Genomic DNA, 25,002 nt, shown 5'->3' with positions numbered 1-25,002 from the left:
ATAAATTTCAATTAAAATACAATCGATTGTATTCTTAAGTTTTTTTATATATTTAGATGCTTAAAAAGTAATGCAAACTTTATGGCGCATATATTATCAGAATGAATTCAGGAAAGATTACTATTCACGATATTTCAAAGGCTTTAAACATTGACAGTTCTACTGTCTCCCGCGCTTTAAATAATAGCCCAAGAGTATCCAGTAAAACAAAAGCTAAAATTTTAAATAAAGCTACTGAGCTCGGGTACCAAAGGAATAGTTTGGCTTCAAACTTAAGAACAAACAAAACCAATACTATCGGGGTTATTGTTCCTAGAATTTCCCGTAGTTTTTTCTCAAGTGTAATATCAGGAATTGAAGATACGGCTTATAAGAATGGCTATAACGTAATTATTTGTCAATCCTTAGAAAATGTAGAGAGAGAAAAAAAAATAATGGATAATCTATTGTCAAATCGCGTAGATGGTGTTTTAATTTCCATTTCAATGCAAACTAATTCTTATGCGCATTTGAAACCATTTAGGAATCATGGGGCGCCCATTGTTTTTTATGATAGGCCATGTGATTTTGAAGGTTGTACAAGTGTAAGTATCGATGATTATGAAGCAAGTTTTAAGGCAACGGAACATTTAATTTCGAATGGCTGTAAACATATTGTGCATTTTAGTGGTCCTCAAAACATAGAATTATATAAAAACAGAAAAAAAGGCTATTTAGCAGCACTGGAAAAATATGGTTTAGAAACGGACGAAACATTTCATTTCGAAAACCAGTTGAGTGCAAATGATGGCGTAGAAATGGCAAAGAAAATATTAAAAATGAAAAAAGTTGATGGGATTTATGCCGCTAATGACACTTCCGCAATAAGCGCATTACAATATTTAAAGTCCAAAGCAGTAAAAATACCAGAGGATATTGGGATAGTAGGTTTTAATAACGATCCCATTTCATCAGTTATTGAACCCTCGCTCACTACTATAAATCAGCCGGATTTTGAGATGGGTAAGATGGCAACAAATGCTTTAATAAATCAAATTGTAGATACATCCTTAATTGCACAACATATTGAGCTGAAGTCGAAACTGATTGTGCGCAATTCATCTAAAAGAGCTAATTAAAAATTAATATTGAAGTGATTTTTTGATGAATATGTCGTATTATTGTATTTTGTATACAAAATACAAAATAACGTTATGATTGAGTATACAGACTTAAGTCAACCTATCTACAAACGCCTTAAAGAGATGATTCGTAATGGCGAATTGAAACAAGGTGAAAAAATAGTTCAGGAGAAGATTGCTGAGGAATTAGGTGTAAGCAGAACACCCTTGATGAAGGCGCTTTTGGCTTTAGAGAACGAATATTTGGTTGAAAGTATTCCTAGACGTGGCATGTACTTGCGGGTGCTAGACTATAAGGAAATCATTGATATATATGTATGTAGAGAGGCGCTGGAAGGAATGGCAGCGCGGGTACTTGCTAATCAAAAGGACATATCTGTAGTTGAAAAACTTAAGGCATGTTTTATGCCTTTTTTAAATCAAAATGAAATTGACGAGAAAGCCTATGCCGAAGCCGATGAAAATTTCCACTCACAATTAATTAAGTTAACGGGAAATGCACCGCTTGATAATATTTACTTTTTTAGTAATATTCACGACAAGGTCGTTGGGCATGGTTTGGTAAGAACTCCAAAGGAAACTTTAGAAGAGCATTTTAGGATCATTAAAGCTATAGAAGATGGTGACGCTGATAAGGCTGAAACGCTTGTGAGATCCCATATCAATAAATCAAAAGAATTATTAATAAATCAACATAAAATTCAAAAAAGTGAGTAATTACAAAATTGCAGTTGTACCTGGAGACGGTATTGGAAACGAAATAGTACCTGAAGGATTAAGAGTAATTAAAGCAGTTGCCGAAAAGCATAATTTTTCAATTGAAACCGAAGAGTTTGGTTGGGGTGCTGGTTATTATTTAAAAAACAATCAGTTTTTACCAGATGACGGTATTGATAAACTTAGAGCCTTTGATGCAGTTTATTTTGGTTCTGTAGGTTTACCGGCGGTAGATGATACGCTTCCAGCGAAAGATTATACGTTTAAAGTAAGAACACATTTTAACCAATATGTAAATCACAGACCAGTGAGAACGTATCCTGGTGTTACCAGACCTATTCGTTCTGAAAAGCACATTGATTTTGTAATTGTTAGAGAAAACAACGAAGGTGAATTTGTGCAAATGGGTGGTCAGTATTTACCAGATTTTGAAAACGGTATGGGTATAGATACTAGCGTTTTTACTAGAAAAGGTATTGAGCGTGTAGCGCATTATGCATTTAAATTGGCAAGAACAAGACGCAATAAAGTAACGCATATTACAAAATCAAATACGTTAATTAATAGTTTGTCTTATTGGGATAGAGTAATTGGGGAAGTTGCAGCACAATATCCAGATGTTGAACATCAACAAATGTATATTGATAATTCCACGGCTATGTTTGTATTGAAACCAGAACAGTTTGATGTGGTGTTAACTACTAATTTATTTGGAGATATATTAAGTGATTTAGGAGGTGCTATCATGGGAAGCCTTGGTTTAGGAGGAAGTGGAAACATCAATCCTGAAAAAGAGTTTCCTTCAATGTTTGAACCTATTCATGGCTCTGCACCTGATATCGCAGGACAAAACATTGCTAATCCGTATGGCCAAATTTGGTCGGCAGCATTAATGTTAGAACATTTAGGTGAAACGGAAGCAGCAAATAACATAATGGAGGCAATTGATAAATCTACTACTCAAGGAGTTTTAACAGTAGATTTAGGGGGTAATGCAAGCACTTCAGATGTTGCAGATGCTGTAATAGCTAATTTATAAGCATAAAACAAATGAGTCGTGTTGTAGATCTAACAATGTCATATCATAACGGTGTTAATGGTTTTTCAAAAGAAATAGCAAGAACCAAAGATAAAGATGGGTGGAACGCTAGTACGCTAACGTTCTACTCTCATATTGGTACGCACATGGATGCACCTTTTCACTTCAATGTAAGCAATCAAACTATTGATGAGATTCCTGTGTCTGATTTTGTAGGTAACGCTTGGGTGGTTGATGCGCGCGATGTTGGTCCAAAAGGGTTAATTACTGTTGATCATATATCCGAAGACATCAAAAAAAAGTTTACTGCTGGCGACAGCTTAATAATTTGGACAGGTTGGTCACAATATGCATGGACACAAAAGTACCGAGACGAATTGCCTAGGATTAGTGAAGCATTAGCAAATTGGTGTATTGACAACAAGGTGAAAATGATTGCTGTTGAACCACCCTCAGTTGCCGATGTAAACGATTTAGAAGAGGTTACCAAAATTCATGAAATTCTTTTAGAAGGTGTTGTAATTATCGAAGGTTTAATTAATATAGATAAGTTAACGTCAAATTGTGTGGAGCTTATAGCACTACCCTTAAAAATTAAGGATGGCGACGGTGCACCTGCACGTGTAATAGCAATTGAAAGATAATTAGTGATTGTAAGTTTAAAACATATAACTAAAGGATTTCCTGATATAGACGATAGTGATTATCGCACTAAAAACAGAACCCTTTTTTCTGAACTGGATAAAATTCTTGTAGTTGTCGATGACGATCCTACAGGAAATCAAACAGTATATGATATTCCGCTTTTAAGCACTTGGAGTACTGATGTTTTTGTTAAGGAGTTTGTTGAAGGCACACCAGTATTTTATATTCTAACTAATTCTAGAAGTTTAACTCCAGAAGCCACTTCAGAAATTTATAAAGAAATAGCCCTTAATTTGTTGAAAGCTTCAGATTTAACTCAAAAACAGTTTACGGTTTTAAGCAGAAGTGACTCTACGTTGCGCGGGCATTTCCCCCTAGAACCTAAAACGCTTCAACAGCATTTGAATCTTGATAATGCCATCACTGTTTTTATTCCTGTTATGTTTGAAGGAAATCGGGTTACTGTAAATAGTACGCATTATATAAAAGATGGAGATTTGCTTACCCCAGTAAATAAAACACCTTTTGCCCAAGACCATTCATTTAAATATTCAAAAGGAAATTTAAAGGAATATATCCAAGAGAAATCTGAAGGTGCTATAAAAACATCTGAAGTATTTTCATTTACAATTGAAGACATAAGGCAATGGGATGTGCTGGTGTTAGCCGATAATATTTTAGAAATACCTGCCAATTCATATTGCGTTTTTGACAGTTTAAATTATAATGATTTAGATAAAGTAACGTTTGCGCTTTTACTAGCTGAAGTAAAAGGCAAGCAAATTATTTATAGAACATCAAGTTCGTTTGTGCCTTCATATATAGGTCTAAAACCAAAAGGGTTATTGTCACCAAAAGATTTTCTAAATGAAAATAACAAGAATGGAGGACTAATTATCGTAGGATCTTATGTTAAGAAATCTTCAGAGCAATTGTCAAATGCACTATCATTATTTGATGCCGAACAAATTGTTGAGGTAGATGTCTCTAGAGTACTTTCTGAAACATCTAATCAATATATAGCTGACTTAGTTTTAAGTATTGATGCTACCATTTCAAAAGGAGACGATGTTATTGTGTATACAAGCCGAAAACTTATTACGGGAGCAAACGGAAATGAGACAGTAAATATTGCAAGCAAAATTTCTAGTGCGCTTGTAGATATTGTTCAAGGCATAAAAGCAAGACCAAAATATTTGATGGCTAAAGGCGGCATTACCTCACATGATCTGGCTACAAAAGGTTTGGGTATGAAACGATCTAAAGTATTGGGGCAGATTCAAACAGGGATCCCAACATGGGAGATGGGTTTAGAAACTAAATTTTCAAAATTACCATATATTGTTTTTCCAGGGAATGTAGGCGACGTAAATGCACTTCAAACCATAATAACTAAACTAAAACACCATGATTAACAATTCCAAACGTTATCGATTTTTCTTAGGGTCTTTTTTAATTACGCTTTTGCTTTATATAGATCGTGTGTGTATCTCTTCAGCAAAAGATGCCATTGCAAAAGATTTGATTTTAACCGATAAGGAAATGGGTTGGGTATTAGGTGCATTTGCATTGGGCTATGCATTATTTCAAGTGCCTGGTGGCGCTTTGGGTGATAAATATGGTGTTAGAAAAGTAATGACTTGGATAATGGTACTATGGTCTGCCTTTACATCTTTAACAGGAGTTGCATGGAACTATGTTTCCATTTTGTTTTTCCGATTTATTTTTGGTGCTGGAGAAGCTGGTGCATTTCCTAACATATCGAGAGCTGCATTTTCATGGGTGCCCACAAAGGAACGTGGTGCATTTCAAGGTATTAATTTCTCAGGTTCCAGGTTAGGTGCTGCTTTTGCGCTTCCTTTGGTAGCTTATTTAATTGAGGATTGGGGATGGCGTAATATATTTTACTTTTTTGGCGCTATAGGTGTTTTATTTGCAATATTATTTTATGTGTTTTTTAGAAACAAGCCAGAAGACCATCCCGGGTTAAACGACACAGAAAAAGAATTCATTGTAAAAAATAGGCAGCAAGAGGTTGAGAAAAAAGGAGGGAATTTACCTTTGGGTAAAATCATAGGCTCTAAAAATGTGATACTTACTATGATGCAATATATAGGAAGTAATTTTATTTTTTATTTCACGCTTACTTGGTTATTTCCTTATATAAAAGTAAAGTACGATTTAAATCTCGTTACCACCGGTTTATACGCTATGTTACCTCTTTTAGCAGGGGCATTAGGTAATTGGACATCTGGTTTTATGGTAGATGCCATTTACAAAAGGGGCAATTGGAAATTATCTAGACAATTACCAGCAACTATAGGTTTTATTCTAGTGGTTATTGGGGTACTGTCCAGCATGTTTATGGATACACCGTTGGGAGCTGTATTGTGTTTGTCTGTGGCCATTTTTGGTGCAGATATGACCTTGAGTCCATCGTGGTCTTTCTGTATGGATATAGGAGAAGAAAACTCAGGAAAAGTATCGGGCATGATGAATATGGCAGGAAATATTGGTGCCTTTGTAACCTCATTAGCATTTCCGTATTTGCGAGGCTGGACAGGAACAGACCAAACTTATTTTTACATAGCAGCAGCACTTGGTTTTGTGTCTATTTTCTGTTGGTATTTTATGAATCCGAATCAAAAATTAAACAATGCCTAAATTAAAAGGAGTCGCCATAGGCGCAGGATATTTTAGTAAATTTCAATACGAAGCTTGGACCCGAATCCCAGAGGTGGAAATTACCGCTTTATGTAATTCAAATATGGAAAGGGCCAAAGGCATAATGGACAGTTATGGCGTTAAAAACCATTATACCGATTACAAAGAGATGCTTTTAAAGGAAAAGCCAGATTTTGTAGATATCATTACACCGCCTGAAACGCATTTTGAGATGTGCAAGTTCGCTGCTGATAATGGTATACATATTATTTGCCAAAAACCTCTAGCACCAACTTTAGCAGAATCTCAAAAAATTGTAGAGTACGTTTCCAAAAAAAACATTCGGTTTGTAGTTCATGAAAATTTTAGATTTCAACCTTGGCATAGAGAAATAAAGAAGTTGATAGATAATGATGAGGTGGGCGAATTATTCAATTTAAATTTCAGGTCTCGAATGGGCGATGGTTGGGGCGAAGATGCTTACTTATCAAGACAGCCTTATTTCAGGGATTACAAAAAACTACTTATTTACGAAACAGGTGTGCATTTTATTGACACATTTAGATACCACGCTGGAGAGGTGAAAAATGTATTTGCGATTTTAAAGCGATTAAACCCTGTAATAAAAGGTGAGGATGCAGGATTAATGCTATTGAATTTTGAATCTGATACCACAGCCCTTTGGGATGCCAATAGATACAACGAGAACAATTTTGCAAACCCTCGCTATACATTTGGGGAGTATTTAGTTGAAGGCTCAAAAGGCACTATTCGCTTATATACAGATGGTAAAATTACCATTCAGCCTTTAGGGAAACCTGAAACAGAGCATTCATATACTCATAATAATATTGGTTTTGCAGGCGATTGTTGCTTCATTTTTCAAAGGAATTTTATAGATAATTTTATAGCCGATATACCTCTTGAAACTAGCGGTACTAATTATTTAAAAACATTAAAAGTACAAGAAGCGGTTTATAAATCGGCCGAAACCAATCTGCCAATAACTATTATTTAGGCTTCAATTAGCCAAAACTTAGTTTTTTAGGGTTCTATTTTTGTAAATTGCATTCTCGTTTTAATCAATTTGAAAATATGGTAACTTTAAAACAGCTGGCTAGGGAGTTAAATGTATCCATTTCAACCGTCTCCAAAGCACTTAATGATAGTGAAGAAATTGGTGAAGAAACGAGAAGGCGTGTTAAAGAGCTTGCCAAATTATACAACTACAAGCCTAATAAAGTTGCGCTAAGCCTAAAGCAAAACAAAACAAAGACCATAGGTGTCATCATCCCAGATATTCTTAATTATTTTTTAGCTAAAGTGCTATTTGGCATTGAAAGAGAGGCAAATTCACATGGCTTTAATATTATTACATGTATATCAAATGAATCGCTTCAAAAAGAAAAAGAGAGCTTACAACTACTTGCTAATGGTAGTGTGGATGGCTTTATATTAAGTATAGCTGAAGAAACACAAACTAAGAATGAGATAAACCATTTTAAAGAAACGATTAGTCAAGGATTACCCATAGTGATGTTTGATAGGGTAGCACATGATGTAAAATGCGACAAGGTAATTGTAGATGATTTTGAGGCTACTTACAATGCCACCAAAAGTTTAGTAGCAGAAAAGCGAAAGCACATTGTTTTTATTAGCAAGATAGACAATATAAGTGTAGGTAAGCTTCGAGAACGTGGGTATAATAAGGCAATGCTAGAAGAAGGCTTGCAAACCAATGTACTTCGAATTGAAAAAGGAGATGATGCACAACAAAACATAAAACGTCTTTATAAAAAGTATAAAGAAATAGATGGAGTGGTTGCGGCAGATAGTGCCTCCGGAGTTATTGCTGTTAATATGGCAAGGAATTTTAAAAAGAAAGTACCTAAGGATATTTCTGTGGTTGGATTTTCCAGCAAGTCTGTATCAAATCATTCTGTGCCGAAACTGACTATTATTAGGCAACATGCAAAAAAAATAGGAGCAAAAGCTGCACAATTGTTAATTGAACGGTTGAATAGTGGTTCAGCATCACCCGATGATTACTCAACCAAAATAGTGAAAACGACTTTGGTGAAAAGTAAATCTACCTTATAGAATTGGAAATTAACATTTTATAATTTTCAAAGTTGGATAATCCGTTATTTTGAGGAATGCAGTTCAACGATTGCGTTTTGTCGATAAAAATAGCATTTCATCGATTATATTGTATTGCCAGTCCCTATTGCGTGTAATTTAGCAGTGCTTTAGAGCACATAATCCCTCCGCTCATAAATAAAGCTTAATTAATCCTTTTTTTGACCCCCTCGGTCTCAAATCCCCTCAGAAAAAATAGCTTCGTATGCTTATATGCATTCGATTTTAATTAATTATTCCATTTATCCCTTCGTCAAAACTTCTGTGTTAAAGGTTTTGATGTTAGAAAATTAACACAAAGGAAAAGTTTTAATTAAAATTGAATATTTATGAAAGCCTTAAAAATTACATTGATTTTAGCCGTATTATTTGGATCATTAACCTCTTGTGTAAGACAAGATTTAAATGAAGATGATTTGTTAGAAGACACAGACACTGAATTGAAGATGCCTCCAACTGGTGGACAAGGTCATGACGGATAGAATAAATAAATTTTTTAAAAACCTCATTGTATTAATACAATGAGGTTTTTTTTTATTTAATAAATATAAATACATTTGATGGGAACATAGGTTGTAACCGTATTTTGAAAGTCAAATTATTTTTCGCATTATTTTTAATTTTTGCACGTAGTTTTCATGCGCAGAATGATATTATAAAACGACAGATTGATTCTGTTCACATCATATTATCAAATACTAAATCTTCTGACTCTTTAGCTATTTCAAGGGAGTATTACGTGATTGGTGGTCTATATAGAAAGGCTTTAACGCATAATGATAGCGCTTATTTCTACTACCACAGGGCTGAAAAAATATTTAGGCAAAATGACTTAAGATTTGAATTGGCCCAAACATTATTTGGCATAGCCGTTTTACAAACAAATGATAAAGATTACACGGGGAGTGAAGTTACCTTGTTTGAAGCTATTAGTATCCTCGATGAAATCCCGCAAACTAATGAAATAAGAAAGTATAAAGCGTATATTTATAATAGCTTAGGCATAGTTTTCAATGAACTAGGTCAATTCGATGAGTCAGTAAAATACCATCAAATTGCCTTAGATATAAAAAAGGTTCTTAAAGGTGATTTTAGAAGAAGTATTGCTTTGTCTGAAAACAATCTAGCTTTTGCTTATAAAAATGCAGGACTTTATGACCTGGCCATACCTGTTTATGAAAAAATGCTGGCTGATAAAACTCTTATTAAAGAGTTTCCTGATGTCCATGTTTTGGCACTTGGTAATTATGCTAATACCTTATTTAAGTCAGGCAATCATGAACAATTGCCAGGGTTGTATTTAAAGACTTTAAAAATTTGTGATAGCATAAATGATACATACAATTCCATCATAATAAATCAACATCTCGCGGAATTTTATAACGATAAAAATAACATCGATTCCGCAAAATACTACGCTTATAAGGCAAAGGGGATGTCTGAGAATTATGCAAATGACGACTTATTGAAATCACTTCTATTACTTTCAAAAATTGAAGATGGTGAAAAAGCAGCAGAACATTTAAAGGCTTACGTTAAACTAAGTGATAGCTTGCAAAAGGCTGAACGAAAAATCAGAAATAAATCTGCAAGAATTCGTTTTGAGACCCAACAAATAGAGCAAGAAAATATCAGGATAGCCAGAGAGCGTATGTGGCTGGTTATTATATCAATTATTTTGCTTGTGGCTGGGGTGCTCATCTATATTATAATATCTCAGCGGGCAAAAAACAAGGAATTGAAATTTGCCAAACAGCAACAGGAAGCCAACGAAGAAATATATAACCTGATGCTAGGAGAACATGAAAAAATTGAGGAAGCTAGAGCTTCAGAAAAGCAACGTATTTCGCAAGAACTGCATGATGGCGTTTTGGGCAGACTATTTGGCACTCGATTAAGTTTGGACAGTTTGAACATGAACAGTAGTGATGAAGCCATTAAAACACGGGGACAATACATAAGCGAACTGAAAACCATTGAGCAAGACATTAGAAAAGTATCGCACGAACTGAATACCGATTTTGTTTCCGGTTCTGGGTTTATCGATATTTTAAAAACTATGGTAGAAACGCAAACTTCTGCCTATAAACTAAATTACGATTTGAATTATGACGATGATATCAATTGGGATGGAGTTTCAAACAAATATAAAATACACATTTACAGAATATTACAAGAAGCGCTTCACAATATCCATAAACATGCTAGTGCTACTTACATTATTATTAGCATAAAACTAGAAAATAATGTAATTTGCTTAACAGTGGAAGATAACGGGTCTGGCTTTGATGTTTCAAAATCAAAAGCAGGTATCGGTCTCAAAAACATGAACGCGAGAATAAAAGAAGTTGATGGTTCAATAGCCATCGAATCGGAAAAAGATAAAGGAACAACGGTAAGTATAAAGGTCCCAACCAAATACCTATAACTTATGAGTAGTACTGAGAAAGTAAAAATATTAATGATTGATGATCACCCTATTATTATTGAAGGGTATCAAAACACACTACAATTTACTAAAAAGGAGCACCAAGAGCTGGATATTGATATAGCTAATAACTGTGATGAGGCTGTAACCTATATGAAAAAGGCTGTTGATAGCAATACGCCCTACGATTTACTTTTTGTTGATATAAGCTTACCGCCTTCTTCTGATGGGCGAATGAACTCAGGAGAAGATTTAGCGGAATATGCACGTAAAGTTTTACCGGATGCGAAGATTATAATCCTTACTATGTTTAATGAATCGTTTAGAATTCATAATATCATAAAAAATATAGACCCTGAAGGATTTTTGATTAAAAGCGACTTAACGTCCAGTGAACTCGCCAGTGCATTTCAGGCTGTACTTAGAAACCCTCCTTTTTATAGTGGTACGGTAAATAGTTTTATAAGAAAATCAATCACTAGCGATATCGTAATTGATGATAAGAACAGAAAAATTTTATATCTACTCTCTCAAGGTGTAAAAACCAAAAATTTAGCGTCTCATTTAGACATCTCCCTAAGTGCAGTAGAGAAAAGAAAAAAGCAACTAAAAGAGCTTTTTGAGATTGAAGATGGACAGGACGAATCGTTATTAAATGCAGCTCGGGCAAAGGGATTTATCTAATAAAAACACACTCCATTTCCTGTTTAAGAGGTAGATTATTAAAAATACCTTACTTTTTTTGGGCTTTAACCCCTTGTTATGATTGACTTCTATAAGTTCACCGTAATGTTGTTGCGGTTTTTCCACACCTTGAAGAGAAAACTTATACCTAACTTTGACAAGTCAACATAGCAGATTAATTAATCCCTCGATTTTTTTTGTTGATAATAGCAATTTACAAGGCCCTGTGGAGGTGAGAGACCCACAGGGCTTCTTCTTTTTTGGTTACACATTGAAAAGTGCTTCGCCAAATTCAATCAGTTTTCCAATATAAAGTCCAAAGAATATTACGGCCACAATAAACTTTAAAAATGTAGAGGTTAAGAATCCAATAAAAGACCCAAAAGCTGCTTTTACCGCAGTTTTAGAATCATTCTTATTGATTAACTCGCCAATTAAGGCTCCAACAAACGGACCGATGATGATACCTCCAGGAATAGGCGACAACAATCCAACAATCAAACCTATAGTTGTACCAATCATACCGTATTTAGAACCGCCAAAGCGTTTTGTGCCAATAGCAGGAATAATGTAATCCAGTATCCATATAACAGCAGCAATTATAAATGTAACCACCAAAAACGCGGTATTTATCGGTATGGCTTCGGTGAAATGTATAATGAGAAGACCTACCCAACTTGTAATAGGTCCGGGCAACACCGGCAAAAAGCTACCAAGTATACCAAGCAGCATAAAAAGAGCCGCAATAATTATTAAAATTATATCCATAAGTGTATTTGTTTCTAACATTTAGACGCAATTAAATACACATTGTTACATTTTTGAACTAAAAAATTAGTTTAAACTAATTTTTTAGTTATATTTGTTGAACTAAAGTTTTAGTTGAATAAATATACTTCAAAACAAATGAAACAACTTACCAAAGCAGAGGAAGATATTATGCAAATTTTATGGCAGCTTAAAAAGGCCAATGTGAAAGCCATAATTGCGGAGTTGCCCGAACCAAAACCAGCATACAATACAGTGTCTACCATTGTAAGAATTCTAGAAAACAAAGGCTTTGTAGATTATGAAAAACAAGGAAAATGCCATGTGTATTTTCCATTGGTAGCAAAACAAGATTATAGCAATCAGTCTATAAACAAGTTGGTAGATAATTACTTTCAAGGGTCTTTTAAAAGTATGGTATCGTTTTTCGTAAAGAAAAATGATATGGATATAGAAGATTTAGAATCTGTACTAAAGGAAATTAATAAAAAGAACAATTAACATGCTGTACTATATCATACAAACCATCGCATTTCAACTAGTATTCCTGTTGGTGTACGATATATTTCTAAAACGGGAGACATTTTTTAACTGGAATAGGCTATACCTTCTAATAACCCCAGTTTTATCACTTATAATTCCGTTAATTAAAATTAATGAGTTTAGTAAAGTAGTACCTCAGGATTATATCATTCGTTTACCCGAAGTATTTATTGGTGACGTTTCAGCCCCTAAAATTTCTGCAAACAATATAGAACCTGTGGTGACTCAAACCCAAAGCTTTCCATTTTGGGAAATGGCCTTTTACGCTGGTATGTTTGTTATAGCGTTGGTTTTTATTTATAAGGTCATTAGTTTGTACAGGTTAATCCATAAAAACCCTCGATTTAGAGACAATAATGTAGTAATAGTACAACTTTTAAAAAGTGCAGCTGCCTTCTCTTTTTTCAACTATATTTTTTTAGGAGAGCATATTAAATCATCAGAAAAAGAAGCTATCCTAAAGCACGAAAAAGTCCATGTAAGAGAGAAACACAGTTTTGATTTATTGTTTTTTGAGATGCTAAAAATTGCCTTTTGGTTTAATCCATTGGTTTATATGTATCAAACAAGAATTCACGCATTACACGAATTTATCGCTGATGCTGAAGCTTTGAAGTTTCAGGGGAAAAAGCAGTATTATCAAAACTTATTATCACAAGTATTTGAAACCAAGAATGTATCATTCATCAATCCCTTTTTCAAAAAGTCATTAATCAAAAAACGAATCGCTATGTTGCAAAAAACAAAATCTAAACAAATTCATTTAATAAAGTATGCATTACTAATTCCTATGGTTTTAGTGATGCTCATGTATTCATCATGTAATAATGAAATAGAACAAGTTACTGATGATATAGAACTTTCAGATGAAGCATTAAAACAAAAATTACAGGATGAATTTGACGAAATGATGAACTCTGGAATGAAAAAATTTGAAGTTTATAAAAAATATGATACTAATTCAAGGAGTTATATATTAACTAGAGAAGAACACTATCGCCAAACTATTTTATTTGAAGATATGGTGCGTGAGTTTGTGAAAGAAAGTAGTCGAGAAAATTCAAAATATAAGCCAAAAACATACTCGGAATATTTAGAATGGAAAAAAACAGACGAAGCAAAAGAGCGATGGGAAAACAATACTTATGATGGTATTTTGAAATTGGTGGTAGAAGATCTAAGTAATATGACACCTGAAGAACAAAAGAGCTATAATAAAAAAATGGAGTTGCTACATAATGACGATTTTTTTACATCATTTATTGTATCAAGCAATAATGTTATTGTTATGATAGAACCAGAAAAAATAACAGGATCTTCTGATAAGATAAAGGATGAGTTAGCACAAGCAGCTGATGTTCCGTTTGCAGTTATAGATCAAGTACCAACTTTTCCTGAATGTGAAACTGATACTAATGAAGAACGTAAAAAATGTACGTCTCAAAACATAGCAAAATTTGTAAATCACAATTTCAATACAAAACTTGCTTCAGATTTGAATCTGAAAGGTAGACAACGTATAAATGTGATTTTTAAGATAAATACCGAAGGTGATATAACTGATGTTCGAGCAAGGGCACCACACCCTGCACTTGAAGAAGAAGCAAAACGCGTCATAAAATCATTGCCAAAAATGATTCCTGGCATGCAAAAAGGTAAAAAGGTAAATGTGCCATATTCGTTACCCATAATTTTTCAAGTGGCAGACTAAATATGAGAAGTATTCTAATACTATTTTTAATACTTGTTTTTAAAACCGAAGCGCAAACTTCGGTTTTAACTATTGCTGATAGTTTATATCAAAATGGCAACTATTTTAAAGCCATTGCACATTATAAATTACATAAAAACCAATCAGAAGTTTACGATAGAATAGCTAAGGCATACAAAGCTATAGGTAATTATGATGAAGCGCTTAAGAATTTTCAAGTTGCTATTAAAGCTAATCCTGATGATGCTTTGCTGAAGTATGATTTCGCCAAATTACTCTTAAAAACTAAAAATTTTGAAACCGCTTCAGTACTATACAAAGAGCTTATTTCAATACATGAAGACAACCCCAATTATCATTATGAACTAGGGTTGGCACAAGAGCAACGTAAAGACACTTTAGCTATTCAAAGTTATAGTAAAACGTTCAGTTTAGACAGTACCCACCAAAAGGCAATCTATAAACTTGCTAAATTTAATCTGCAAAAGCGCAGGCACGGTGTTGTAGAAAAACTAGTAAATAAAGGTTTGGAAACCTACCCTAAGAACGTGGAACTTATTAGCTTAAAAGCTCAAAACTACTATTGGAAACAGGATTACAGAAAAGCAGCTATATGGTTTAAAAAACTTTTGGAGCTAAAAGAAGAATCCGAATTTATTTATGAGAAATTGAGTTTATGTTATGGCTACCACTACAAGTACAAGGAGGCTTTAAAGTATAGATTAAAGGCGTTGCAATATAACCCAACTGATGCTGCAGCTATGTATGTAATTGGCACCTATTATTTAGAGTTAAAAGAGTATACCAAAGCGGAGGAATTTATAAATAAAGCATTATTGTTTTTAGATAGACCATTAGATGCAGAATATGCTAAACTAGCCACAGCATTAAATTATCAAAAAAAATATCCTGAAGCCATTGCATCACTTAAAAAAGCCATACGGGAAGCTCCAAATAAGGAATTTTTACATTTTAGATTAGCGCTGGTTTTGGCAGAATACTATAAAGATTATGATGCTAAAATAAAAGCTTTTGAGGATGTAAAGAAAAAGTTTCCCGACAGTAGGATAACTGAAATGGTAGATATGTATATTAATAGATTAAAAGAAGAACAGTTTAAAACACAAGAAAATAAAACAGACTAACAGTTTATCTTAAAATAAATTTCATCTATAATTTTAAAAAATTGTACTTTTCGGTTTCAGAAGAAACCTATGAAGCAATTTTGTGTCATTCTCTTAGTTTTGATGGTGAGTTCTTGCGACTATTTCAACGTAAAAAAAACATCATCAGAAGCTATTTTAAAAGAAGAATTACAAGCTTTTGACTGGGAGCATGTGGATAGCTATCCAAGTTTTGCGCAATGCGATAGTCTGCAACTAAAAGAAGAACAAAAAGCTTGTTTTGAGAGTACCTTGTATGCTGAGATTAGTGAGTTTCTTCAAAATGAAATAATTATTGTTACACAAGATATTAATGACACGTTAATATTAAAGTTAAGGGTTTCAAAAGAAGGAGATGTATCGTTGTTGGATACTAAAATGGATTCCCTTACAAGAAGTGAAATTCCAGAATTACAAAACCTTATATTGAAAAGTTTAGACGCGCTACCTAAGATAAATGCAGCGATCAAACGCAGTCAGCCCGTTACTACAGAATTTGAAATGCCTTTAATTGTTAAGGTTGAATAAGAAAAGCTTATTAATGATTAAAACCGAATGGCCAATTTTCGCATTAATCGGAGAATTTCAACATACAACCAAACAAGCGTTACCAGTAGCCCCCACGTAGCTAACCATTCCTTATATTTTGGAGATTTGTTCTTGTGCCGCTCAATATAATCAAAGTCCAAAAGCAAGGATAAAGAAGCAAAAATAGCCGCAACAATATTAAAAATGATAGCAGGCCAGGAAGTGCCCCAAATAAAAACTTTAATGCCAAAGAAACTAAGTATCCATGAAATGATGTATATCACAAAAATGCTTGTTGCCACAGTAATAATAACGCTTCTCAATTTTTTGGTTACTACAATAATTCGCGTTCGATATAGTAAAAGCATCACAAAAAAAGTCACCATCGTGACACCTATTGCCTGATAAGGTAAGTTTGGGAAATGTGCATGGGCATATGCCGTAGTAGCTCCAAGAAAAAACCCTTTGGCAATAGCATAGAGCGGTACCAAAATATGTGCCCAATGCTGTCGCACGGAAATCACAATACTAATTATAATGGCAGCCAACATGCCTCCCATGGAATACCATTTTATTGTGGCGCCCTCACTGTGCAACTTCCAAATGCCGATACAAATAATTATCATGATAAGAATGGACAGCAATGATTTTATGAAAATGCCAGTAACGGTCATCTTTCTAGGAGACGGATTGTCATTATTAAAAAAGTAACTGGTAAAAGCGGGGTTGGTAGTCCTATCAAGTAATTTCATGGCTAAATCTAACAAATTATCTTTTAAAACTGCGTTCTTTCCACTTATAGCCTTTGAATAATGACAGTATAGCAACATAAACACTAAAAAAAGGATATATAAAAAAACTGACTAAAAAACTTCTAAATGCTTGTCTTTGATTAAAAAAAGCAGAGGTTTTATATAGTAAAAGAAAGTCAATATTAAGCTTAATAACCAAGATATAAACCCAAATTTTAATATTAAAAAAACCGAAAAATGAAAGTGTGGGTAAAATCAAAATCATAAGATTCATGAGAAAAACTGATAGTCCAGTGAGTTTTCCAAACCAACTATGATAGTTTCCCGTTTTTGCTGCCCACCGTATGCGTTGTTCAATGAGTGCTGCACATGACGGTTGGGGTTTTGTGGAGACAATAGCCTTTTCGCATTTTAAATAATGTACCAATTTGGGATACTTAATAATAATTTTTTCAAGAAGAAAAATATCATCACCACTTGAAATATTGGTGTTACCTTCAAATCCATTTAGCTCTTGAAAAATTGCTTTGGTGTATGCGAAATTTGCACCATTGCAAAGAAAAGGTTGGCTTATACCAAAACCTCCAACCGTGGCACCTTGTAAACTCATGAAATCGAGACTTTGAAACCGATTTAAAAATGAATGTTCATCATAATATATAACAGGAGCTGTTATGCAAACCGTATTGTGATTTTGAATAAACCCATCAAAACTGTCCAACCAAAATTTTGGTAAAATGCAATCGGCGTCTGTTGTAACAATCCATTCATGTTTTGCTTGTTTTATTGCATTTGTAATGGCATCTTTTTTTGGAGCATTTGTAATGCGATCATTCTGAATTATTTTAAGATTCAAACTTGAATTTTTAAGCAGACTTTTGATTACGGCAACTGAATTATCTTCGGATCCATCATCAATTAAAATAACCTCAAACAAACGCCTTGGATAATTAAGGTGTTCTAAGGAATGTAATAATTTTGGTAAGTTATCAGCTTCATTTCTAAACGGAATCACAACAGAAAACCTTGTTTTTGCTTGTATATCAGATAATACAAAGGTTTTTACTTTATCAAAACCAATAGTGAAACTTACTATCAATGCTAAGTATAAAACTGTGATGGTTATACAAAGGATTATCATACTAATCGTTTTGGGTTAATTTAAAATTCAACACGTAGTAGCTTCCAAAAATACTTGGTATTGCAAAATTCAATAGCCACATGATAGTGATAGTACTTAAAATAATGAGTTCGTTTACTCCTAAAACACCAAAAAGGTAAACGGCAATACTGCCTTTAATAACCACATCAAAAATAAAAATTGATGGTAGTATTGAAGCTATAAAATACATACTTGTGATGACAGACATTGCCTCTAAATATGAAATATCAACATTAAATAATGATAAAATGAGATAGAATTGGAACGAAAAAACGAGATAGCGCATAAAAGATAAAAGAAAGCCGATGAAGAAATTTTGTTTGGGAAAACTAGAAAAGAATGCTTTTATGCGTTCTATTGAAAATCCTTTTATTTTAAAACGCTTTTGGGTAACTCCAAAAACGGTAAGTAATACAACGGATAAGATTATAATTAAAAATCGACCAATGCTATAGTAATCTAACTCTACTCTGTAAGTGTTAGAAAGATAACTAAAACCAATAATGCCCATTGTTACGGTTACACCCATTTGTAACATATTGCTCAAAAGATTTGTGAGCATCACTTTTTTACGCAGATGGGGTAGATAGTAAATGGCTTTAGCACCATATTCTCCTATTCTGTTTGGTGTAAATAATGACGCGGTAAGTGAACCCAAACTTTGCTCCATTGCATTTTTGAAGCTTATTTTGTTGATTGGACTTATCAAATTTTGCCATTTCAAAATTTCTAAAAACCAATTAAAAATGGATAAAAACAGTATAAAAATGATATTTTTTAATGAAAAAACGCCGTTTTTTGATGTAAATTGAATAAAATGGTAAAAATCTAAATCAGGATTTTTTGCCAATTTTTGATAAATAAAATAACTTGCCCCAACTACTATACTTAATTTAATAAGTACAAAAAAGAATTGTTTAGTTTTGTATGGAAGCCTGTAACCCATAGTTTGAGATTGCAAAATAATCATTAATGTAGTAATGAGTCCAAAAATCAACATACTTAAATGGAGCCTTCTGGTAGTTTGGTTTTATTTCAGTTGTTTTTCGGTTTCTGGACAGGGAGATAACAGCAGATTTAAAGCTCAAATAGCGTCAGGGGTTAATAGTCCATCCAATGACGGATTTGTTCAAAATTTCAAAGGAAAGTCTGTTAATTTTCCAACAGTACATTTGGGGTTGCAGTATATGTTTACAAGACATTTGGGGGGCAAATTAGATTATGGTTTTAGTCGAATTTCGAATGAGACGAATTCACCAGAATTTAAATTAAACTATTCTCGTGTAAATCTACAGGCAGTTTATGATGCATCTAGAGTTGTTTCGTTTTCTCAAAGAATGGGGGCTTTTTTACATGCTGGCCCAGGATTTTCAATGGTAAAGCCTTTGGGGGACTACACAAATAATGATGTGTTATTTTTAAATGTTATGGGAGGTGTGGAGTTTCATTATGGTATTTCCAATAGTTTAACCTTGTATTTAGATACGGCTTACATTTTAGGAATGGGAAATGATTTTGAGCCAATTTCATCAGGTTTTGGATCATTTAATGGTAATTTGTTAACGGTAACCTTCGGCGCATCTATTTCGCTAAGTGGTTGCTATTTTTGTGGAGATTAATGAAGAAAGAACGCATTATTTTAGGGATAGATCCAGGAACAACCATTATGGGTTTTGGGTTGATAAAGGTGGTTGGAAAAACGATGACCTTTTTACAGTTGAATGAGCTAGATTTAAAGAAATATGATGATCATTATTTAAAACTGAAACTCATTTTTGAACGTACTATTGAACTCATAGACACGCACCACCCAGATGAAATTGCTATTGAAGCACCGTTTTATGGTAAAAATGTACAGAGTATGCTTAAGCTTGGTCGTGCGCAAGGTGTAGCCATGGCTGCTGGTTTAAGCAGGCAAATACCAATCACGGAATATTTACCCAAAAAAATAAAAATGGCAATAACAGGTAATGGTAACGCCAGTAAAGAACAGGTAGCGAAAATGCTACAAAGTTTATTAGGCTTAAAAACATTGCCAAAAAATTTAGATGCTACTGATGGGTTGGCGGCAGCAGTTTGTCATTTTTATAATTCAGGTAGGATTGAGGTTGGTAAGAGTTATTCTGGTTGGGCAAGTTTTGTGAAACAGAATAGCCCCCCAGCCCCCAAAGGGGGAGCCAAAAATACACCTATTGTAAATCTACGTCGCAAAAAAAAGTAGTTGTTTTTTGCTCTTGTGAAGGTAATTATCCAATTTTTTTGAATTCTTTGTATGATAATTTATTTAAGGATTATTTTTTTGCTTCTTTTTACTTTAGAATTGTATCAAAAAAAATTTAAAAAGAAATCTGATAAATATATTTGGTTTTTGATTGTGGTAATCTTTGGCTTTTATGGATATTCGTTTTATTTAGCTTTTAGAAGACGTTTAATGGTCAAAAGAAAATTCAATCCTAATTTCAAAAGAAAAATTGATTAATAAAAAATTAAACCACAAGAGTAAAAGTTCCTCCCCTTCGGGGAGGCTTGGAGGGGCCTCTCTTTACATCCACATACCCTTTTGCAAACAAGCATGCTATTATTGTGATTTTCATTTTTCTACGTCGCTTAAAAAGAAAGATGAACTCCTTCAATGTTTGGCTAAGGAATTAGAATTAAGACACCACGAACTTCAAAATGAAGTCATAGAAACGATTTACTTTGGAGGAGGAACCCCTTCTTTATTGACGATTGAGGATTTACAATTTTTAATTTCTGCAGTTTATAAAAATTATAAAGTTGTTGAACATCCAGAAATCACCTTGGAGGCAAATCCAGACGATTTAATGTCTGTTCGAGCGCAGTCGAGAACTATTTTTGAAGATTATTTGCATATTGGTATCAACCGCTTAAGTATTGGCATTCAATCTTTTTTTGAGCGTGATTTAGAACTGATGAATCGTGCGCACAATGCAGACGAAGCAAAGGTGTGTTTATCTGAAGCTATGCGTTACTTTGATAATATTTCAATCGATTTGATTTACGGCATTCCAGATTTATCAAATGAAGAATGGATAGAAAATATTGAAACTGCCTTGTCTTTTAATGTGCCACATATTTCGTGTTACGCATTAACGGTAGAGCCAAAAACGGCTTTAGCTTCTTTTATAAAAAAGGGAATTATAAAAAATGTTGATGATGATTTAGCTCAAGAGCAATTTCACATTTTAGTTGATACGTTAGAAAATGAAGGCTTTTTAAATTATGAGTTATCTAATTTTGGTAAACCTGAATATTTTAGTAAAAATAATTCGGCATATTGGCAAGGGAAACCATATTTGGGTATAGGCCCTTCTGCACATTCTTTTAATGGTGACCAACGGAGCTGGAATGTGTCTAATAACACAAAGTATATTAAGAATATTCAACAAAACATATTGCCATCAGAATTGGAAGAACTCTCAACAACTGATAAGTTTAATGAGTATATTATGACGGGTTTAAGAACTATTTGGGGCGTGTCATTAAACAAGGTTGATAACGACTTTGGAGGTGCTTACAAAAAGTATTTACTTGAGCAATCTGAAGTTTTTATAAATGAACATTTATTGTATATTGATGATGATAAACTTTTAGCCACAAAAAAAGGTAAGTTTTTAAGTGATGGTATAGCTTCTAACCTTTTTAAAATTAATTTATCTTGATAGCAACAATACAATACAATTCAAGGAAATTACAGATTGATTTATCAAAACCTTTGGATATTTCAATACCTATAAGTGCGTCAAAATCCAATGTAAATGCATGGTATGTTGATGCTCCAAAAATTGAACCTGTAAAAGACGGCGATTGGGTTGCTACTGTAAAAGATGGCGCTTGTATAAATTTTAATACTATAGAATTCAATCCACACGCGCATGGGACACATACAGAATGCGTAGGGCATATTACAAATAAGGTGCATTCTGTAAACCAACACTTAAAGCAGTTTTTCTTTTTAGCAGAAGTAATTACCGTTGCGCCAGAGAATTACTTAAAAGATAAAGTAATCTCTAAAAAACAACTGCAGTTTGCCTTAGAAAATAAAAAAAGAGATGCTGTGGTGTTAAGGACTATACCCAACACTAAGGAGAAATTAACACGCCAATACTCTAATACCAACTGGCCTTATTTGCTTAAAGATGCTGTGGAGCTTTTGGTGAAAAAGGGAATAAAGCATATTTTTATTGATACGCCAAGTATAGACAGGGAAAAGGACGGTTGCGAATTATTGGGGCATAATGCTTTTTGGAATACCAAAGGAAAATTGAGATTAGAAGCTACAATAACAGAGTTGATTTATGTGCCAAATCATGTTGAAGATGGCGAGTATTTTTTAAATCTACAAATAGCACCTTTTGAAAACGATGCATCTCCAAGTAAACCAATTTTATATAAAGTGTTTGAGCCATGAAACTATCATTAAAAATAGAAGAGCTATTTATGTGTCTTTTGGGTGTGTTTCTATTTAGTCAATTAAGTTATGGTTGGTGGTGGTTTTTGCTTCTAATATTAACTCCAGATATGGGTATGTTGGGGTATTTGGTTAATCATAAAATAGGCGCTATAACTTATAATATATTCCACCATAAGGGATTGGCTATTTTGGTGTATTTTATTGGTGTTTATTTTGAAGTTGATTATATGAAATTAGTTGGTGTAATATTATTTTCGCACGCTTCATTAGACAGGGTTTTTGGGTATGGACTCAAATTTTATAATAGGTTCGAAAACACGCATTTGGGAGAAATAGGTAGAAAATAATGGAAGTATTTATAACTATAATTTTAGCGGTTTTGGTAACACTTGGTGTGGTTACTGTTGTTAAGTCTTTTAAGAAAAAGCAACTGGTTAACGCACAGTCTACCATTCTTTTAAACAAGATTAAAAAAGTATGCAAGTTTATTACTGTTGAAGGCGATTTTGCAGAGATTTACCATTACGAAGATGTAAAACAAAAGTTTTTAAAACTCATTACGAGCAAGAAAAAAGCGTTGGTGGTAATTAATGCAAAAGCATATGTGGGTTATGACCTATCTAAAATTAAATTAACCTCTGATACCGATAAAAAGAAAATTATTTTAGAGCACTTTCCGCAGCCCGAAGTGTTATCTATTGAAACCAATTTAAACTACTACGATAAAACTGATGGATATTTTAACAAGTTTGAAGCAAGCGATTTAACCGATTTGCACAACGAAGCTAAGGTGCATATTAGAGCAAAAATTCCTGAAAGTGGTTTGATTCAAATCGCACAGCAGGAAGCTTTAGAAACTATTTTGTTGATTGAAACCATTGTAGAAACCATCGGTTGGACATTGGATTATTCAGCGTTGAAAATAGAAAACCAGGATGTAAAGCAGTTAGAATAATGGTAGAAATATCGAAGGATAAAAATAGGCTTCAACTTGACGTAATTCATAGTTTTTTAACGGAAACCTATTGGGCCAAAGGACGTACCTATGATGAGGTAGAGAAGACGGTTGAACATTGTTTGTGTTTTGGACTTTACCTAGAAGAAAAACAAATAGGGTTTGCTAGAGTTGCTACGGATTATACAGTTTTTGCATATATTATGGACGTTTTTGTGCTACCGGAATATAGGGGTAATGGGTATTCTAAACTTTTAATGAATGCCATTAATACAGACGAGGCGTTGAGCAATTGTAAAGTATGGATGCTAAAAACTGCCGATGCGCATGGATTGTATACACAGTTTGGATATACGGAATTGAAGCACCCTGAAAAGGTGATGGAACGTTTATTGTAATAACACTTAAGTTTTAAGTGAAAAATGGTGCAGTAAGGCCATTGCAGAATATTCTGATATTGGGAAAGTAAAGGTGTTTGCGGATAAGAGCATATTCTATGATAAAAACCAAATAAAATCTAGATAATTTATGTTGCAAATTTATAGGTATCCACGAAGGGCGAATCTCTATTTATCACTGCAAAAATTCGACTAATAATTTTACATCTTACATTATTTAAAATCAACATTTTATTTTTACCCTCCTCTTGTTTTCTTAGATAATATGCCCGTAGCTGTGCATCATGTTTAACCGCAGAGAGCGCGCACATTTGAAGCAGCGATTTCATTGTTTTATCCGCCATGTGATGCACCTTTGTCTTGCCTCTTATACTTGAGCCCGAACTGTACCCAAAAGGGGCAACACCTGCATAACAAGCTAGTTTCCTCGCCGAAGCAAATACCTCAAAGCCTTTTGTTGCTATTATAAAATAAATCGCTGTTTTCTCACCAACGCCCTTAACACTTTTTATGAGTTCGAATTGCCGGTTTAATTTAGGGGTTTGTTTTATAATATCTCGCATTTTGGCTTCAATAGACTTTAAACTCATTTGGAGGAATTTTACGGTTTTCTTATTTTGGGATGCTATGGTGTTGTAGACATCGGGCGAGATAAAATCTTTATTTTCTTTAGTCATTCCAAATAGTAAAAGTGATTTTTTGAGTTTCTCGCGTTCTGTAAAAAGCAATTTTAACTGCTGTATTTCTTTCTCTGGAATACTTGAAAGTTTAAGCTTGTCTATATTCCTAATACTATAAAATGCAATATCACCTGCGTCAGACTTATCACTCTTACCTCGCGATATACCCTTGGATCGCTTAATCTCTACTGCTGGAACAATCCAATAATCAAAATTGTTATCAAAACAAAAGCAGCTTAATGGAAAGGTATAAACCCCTGTATTTTCAAAACAGAATAAGGTGTTCTCAAAATCAACACCGCCCTGTTTTAACCTAAGGCGCATAACCTTTAAACCTTTGGCATTATTAGCAACAACAAAATGATCTTTTTGGCTGATGTCATTCTTATTAACCATAACAACATCTAGTTTTAATTTTGAAATGTCAATACCTACGTGAAACAAATAATTTTTCATAATTTTAACCTTAA

27 protein-coding genes are annotated in these 25,002 nt (G+C 33.6%); 22 read left to right on the top strand and 5 right to left on the bottom strand.

All coding sequences use genetic code 11. The features are described from left to right. Window positions 1-101: 101 nt before the first annotated feature. The 11 genes from AC1B0Z_RS08810 to AC1B0Z_RS08760 all read left to right on the top strand — a co-directional run bounded on the left by AC1B0Z_RS08810 (window position 102) and on the right by AC1B0Z_RS08760 (window position 11,437). Window positions 102-1,118 (top strand): LacI family DNA-binding transcriptional regulator, encoded by a 1,017-nt coding sequence (locus AC1B0Z_RS08810; RefSeq protein ID WP_483791602.1) that lies wholly within the window; start codon window positions 102-104, stop codon window positions 1,116-1,118. A 75-nt stretch (window positions 1,119-1,193) separates the two neighbouring features. Next, on the top strand, window positions 1,194-1,838 hold the full coding sequence (locus AC1B0Z_RS08805) for a GntR family transcriptional regulator (RefSeq protein ID WP_483791601.1): 645 nt from the start codon (window positions 1,194-1,196) through the stop codon (window positions 1,836-1,838). Beyond that, window positions 1,831-2,877 carry an isocitrate/isopropylmalate dehydrogenase family protein gene (locus AC1B0Z_RS08800; RefSeq protein WP_483791600.1) on the top strand — a complete coding sequence of 349 codons (1,047 nt, stop codon included), beginning with the start codon at window positions 1,831-1,833 and terminating at the stop codon, window positions 2,875-2,877. Before AC1B0Z_RS08805 ends, AC1B0Z_RS08800 begins: the two co-directional genes overlap by 8 nt. 11 nt (window positions 2,878-2,888) lie before the next feature. Beyond that, the gene (locus AC1B0Z_RS08795) at window positions 2,889-3,521 is read left to right on the top strand and encodes a cyclase family protein (protein ID WP_483791599.1); all 633 of its coding nucleotides are present in this window, start codon (window positions 2,889-2,891) and stop codon (window positions 3,519-3,521) included. 3 nt (window positions 3,522-3,524) lie between these two features. Further along, window positions 3,525-4,937, top strand: coding sequence for a four-carbon acid sugar kinase family protein (locus AC1B0Z_RS08790; protein ID WP_483791598.1), 1,413 nt, complete (start codon window positions 3,525-3,527; stop codon window positions 4,935-4,937). Then, window positions 4,930-6,186 (top strand): MFS transporter, encoded by a 1,257-nt coding sequence (locus AC1B0Z_RS08785; RefSeq protein ID WP_483791597.1) that lies wholly within the window; start codon window positions 4,930-4,932, stop codon window positions 6,184-6,186. Before AC1B0Z_RS08790 ends, AC1B0Z_RS08785 begins: the two co-directional genes overlap by 8 nt. Further along, a complete protein-coding gene (locus AC1B0Z_RS08780; RefSeq protein WP_483791596.1) occupies window positions 6,179-7,204 on the top strand; it encodes a Gfo/Idh/MocA family protein in 1,026 nt (341 codons plus the stop codon). Before AC1B0Z_RS08785 ends, AC1B0Z_RS08780 begins: the two co-directional genes overlap by 8 nt. A gap of 77 nt (window positions 7,205-7,281) precedes the next feature. After that, window positions 7,282-8,286 (top strand): LacI family DNA-binding transcriptional regulator, encoded by a 1,005-nt coding sequence (locus AC1B0Z_RS08775; RefSeq protein WP_483791595.1) that lies wholly within the window; start codon window positions 7,282-7,284, stop codon window positions 8,284-8,286. Between the two features lie 368 nt (window positions 8,287-8,654). After that, the gene (locus AC1B0Z_RS08770; RefSeq protein ID WP_483791594.1) at window positions 8,655-8,807 is read left to right on the top strand and encodes a hypothetical protein; all 153 of its coding nucleotides are present in this window, start codon (window positions 8,655-8,657) and stop codon (window positions 8,805-8,807) included. Window positions 8,808-8,911: 104 nt separating this feature from the next. Beyond that, window positions 8,912-10,753, top strand: coding sequence for an ATP-binding protein (locus tag AC1B0Z_RS08765; protein ID WP_483791593.1), 1,842 nt, complete (start codon window positions 8,912-8,914; stop codon window positions 10,751-10,753). A gap of 3 nt (window positions 10,754-10,756) precedes the next feature. Then, on the top strand, window positions 10,757-11,437 hold the full coding sequence (locus tag AC1B0Z_RS08760) for a response regulator (protein ID WP_483791592.1): 681 nt from the start codon (window positions 10,757-10,759) through the stop codon (window positions 11,435-11,437). A gap of 264 nt (window positions 11,438-11,701) precedes the next feature. Here the strand turns inward: AC1B0Z_RS08760 and AC1B0Z_RS08755 are convergent, their stop codons facing one another. Beyond that, window positions 11,702-12,205, bottom strand: a complete 504-nt coding sequence (locus tag AC1B0Z_RS08755) for a DUF456 domain-containing protein (protein ID WP_483791591.1) — start codon at window positions 12,203-12,205, stop codon at window positions 11,702-11,704. A 138-nt stretch (window positions 12,206-12,343) separates the two neighbouring features. Between AC1B0Z_RS08755 and AC1B0Z_RS08750 the strand changes: the two genes are divergently transcribed. The 4 genes from AC1B0Z_RS08750 (at window position 12,344) to AC1B0Z_RS08735 (ending at window position 16,150) form a co-directional block, all read left to right on the top strand. Then, complete coding sequence (locus tag AC1B0Z_RS08750; protein WP_483791590.1) at window positions 12,344-12,706, top strand: BlaI/MecI/CopY family transcriptional regulator; 363 nt, start codon at window positions 12,344-12,346, stop codon at window positions 12,704-12,706. 1 nt (window position 12,707) lies between these two features. After that, entirely contained in the window at window positions 12,708-14,459 is a 1,752-nt protein-coding gene (locus AC1B0Z_RS08745) for a M56 family metallopeptidase (RefSeq protein WP_483791589.1), read from the top strand. A gap of 2 nt (window positions 14,460-14,461) precedes the next feature. Continuing rightward, complete coding sequence (locus AC1B0Z_RS08740; RefSeq protein WP_483791588.1) at window positions 14,462-15,604, top strand: tetratricopeptide repeat protein; 1,143 nt, start codon at window positions 14,462-14,464, stop codon at window positions 15,602-15,604. Window positions 15,605-15,673: 69 nt separating this feature from the next. Next, the gene (locus AC1B0Z_RS08735; RefSeq protein ID WP_483791587.1) at window positions 15,674-16,150 is read left to right on the top strand and encodes a hypothetical protein; all 477 of its coding nucleotides are present in this window, start codon (window positions 15,674-15,676) and stop codon (window positions 16,148-16,150) included. A gap of 17 nt (window positions 16,151-16,167) precedes the next feature. Here AC1B0Z_RS08735 and AC1B0Z_RS08730 read toward each other — a convergent pair whose 3' ends face one another. From AC1B0Z_RS08730 to AC1B0Z_RS08720, 3 genes are read right to left on the bottom strand one after another with little or no spacing between them, the layout of a single operon-like run. Further along, window positions 16,168-16,902, bottom strand: coding sequence for a Bax inhibitor-1/YccA family protein (locus tag AC1B0Z_RS08730; RefSeq protein ID WP_483791586.1), 735 nt, complete (start codon window positions 16,900-16,902; stop codon window positions 16,168-16,170). Between the two features lie 16 nt (window positions 16,903-16,918). Further along, window positions 16,919-18,043 (bottom strand): glycosyltransferase family 2 protein, encoded by a 1,125-nt coding sequence (locus tag AC1B0Z_RS08725; protein WP_483791585.1) that lies wholly within the window; start codon window positions 18,041-18,043, stop codon window positions 16,919-16,921. 1 nt (window position 18,044) lies between these two features. Beyond that, complete coding sequence (locus AC1B0Z_RS08720; RefSeq protein ID WP_483795285.1) at window positions 18,045-19,010, bottom strand: lysylphosphatidylglycerol synthase domain-containing protein; 966 nt, start codon at window positions 19,008-19,010, stop codon at window positions 18,045-18,047. Window positions 19,011-19,044: 34 nt separating this feature from the next. Between AC1B0Z_RS08720 and AC1B0Z_RS08715 the strand changes: the two genes are divergently transcribed. The 7 genes from AC1B0Z_RS08715 (at window position 19,045) to AC1B0Z_RS08685 (ending at window position 23,852) form a co-directional block, all read left to right on the top strand. Beyond that, a complete protein-coding gene (locus AC1B0Z_RS08715) occupies window positions 19,045-19,683 on the top strand; it encodes a cell envelope biogenesis protein OmpA (protein ID WP_483791584.1) in 639 nt (212 codons plus the stop codon). Next, complete coding sequence (ruvC, locus tag AC1B0Z_RS08710; RefSeq protein ID WP_483791583.1) at window positions 19,683-20,285, top strand: crossover junction endodeoxyribonuclease RuvC; 603 nt, start codon at window positions 19,683-19,685, stop codon at window positions 20,283-20,285. Before AC1B0Z_RS08715 ends, ruvC begins: the two co-directional genes overlap by 1 nt. Before the next feature lie 253 nt (window positions 20,286-20,538). After that, window positions 20,539-21,747, top strand: a complete 1,209-nt coding sequence (gene hemW, locus AC1B0Z_RS08705) for a radical SAM family heme chaperone HemW (RefSeq protein WP_483795284.1) — start codon at window positions 20,539-20,541, stop codon at window positions 21,745-21,747. Then, the gene (locus tag AC1B0Z_RS08700) at window positions 21,744-22,496 is read left to right on the top strand and encodes a cyclase family protein (RefSeq protein WP_483791582.1); all 753 of its coding nucleotides are present in this window, start codon (window positions 21,744-21,746) and stop codon (window positions 22,494-22,496) included. Before hemW ends, AC1B0Z_RS08700 begins: the two co-directional genes overlap by 4 nt. Continuing rightward, window positions 22,493-22,846 (top strand): DUF4260 domain-containing protein, encoded by a 354-nt coding sequence (locus AC1B0Z_RS08695; RefSeq protein ID WP_483791581.1) that lies wholly within the window; start codon window positions 22,493-22,495, stop codon window positions 22,844-22,846. Before AC1B0Z_RS08700 ends, AC1B0Z_RS08695 begins: the two co-directional genes overlap by 4 nt. Beyond that, window positions 22,846-23,454, top strand: coding sequence for a DUF4230 domain-containing protein (locus AC1B0Z_RS08690; protein WP_483791580.1), 609 nt, complete (start codon window positions 22,846-22,848; stop codon window positions 23,452-23,454). Before AC1B0Z_RS08695 ends, AC1B0Z_RS08690 begins: the two co-directional genes overlap by 1 nt. Then, a complete protein-coding gene (locus AC1B0Z_RS08685; protein WP_483791579.1) occupies window positions 23,454-23,852 on the top strand; it encodes a GNAT family N-acetyltransferase in 399 nt (132 codons plus the stop codon). Before AC1B0Z_RS08690 ends, AC1B0Z_RS08685 begins: the two co-directional genes overlap by 1 nt. A 128-nt stretch (window positions 23,853-23,980) precedes the next feature. Here the strand turns inward: AC1B0Z_RS08685 and AC1B0Z_RS08680 are convergent, their stop codons facing one another. After that, window positions 23,981-24,988, bottom strand: a complete 1,008-nt coding sequence (locus tag AC1B0Z_RS08680; RefSeq protein WP_483791577.1) for an IS110 family transposase — start codon at window positions 24,986-24,988, stop codon at window positions 23,981-23,983. Between the last annotated feature and the right edge of the window lie 14 nt (window positions 24,989-25,002).

Source organism: Hyunsoonleella sp. J2K-J805 (genome assembly GCF_057167125.1).
The sequence above is the reverse complement of the archived record's forward strand: the minus strand, read 5'-3'. Positions and strand labels throughout refer to the sequence as shown.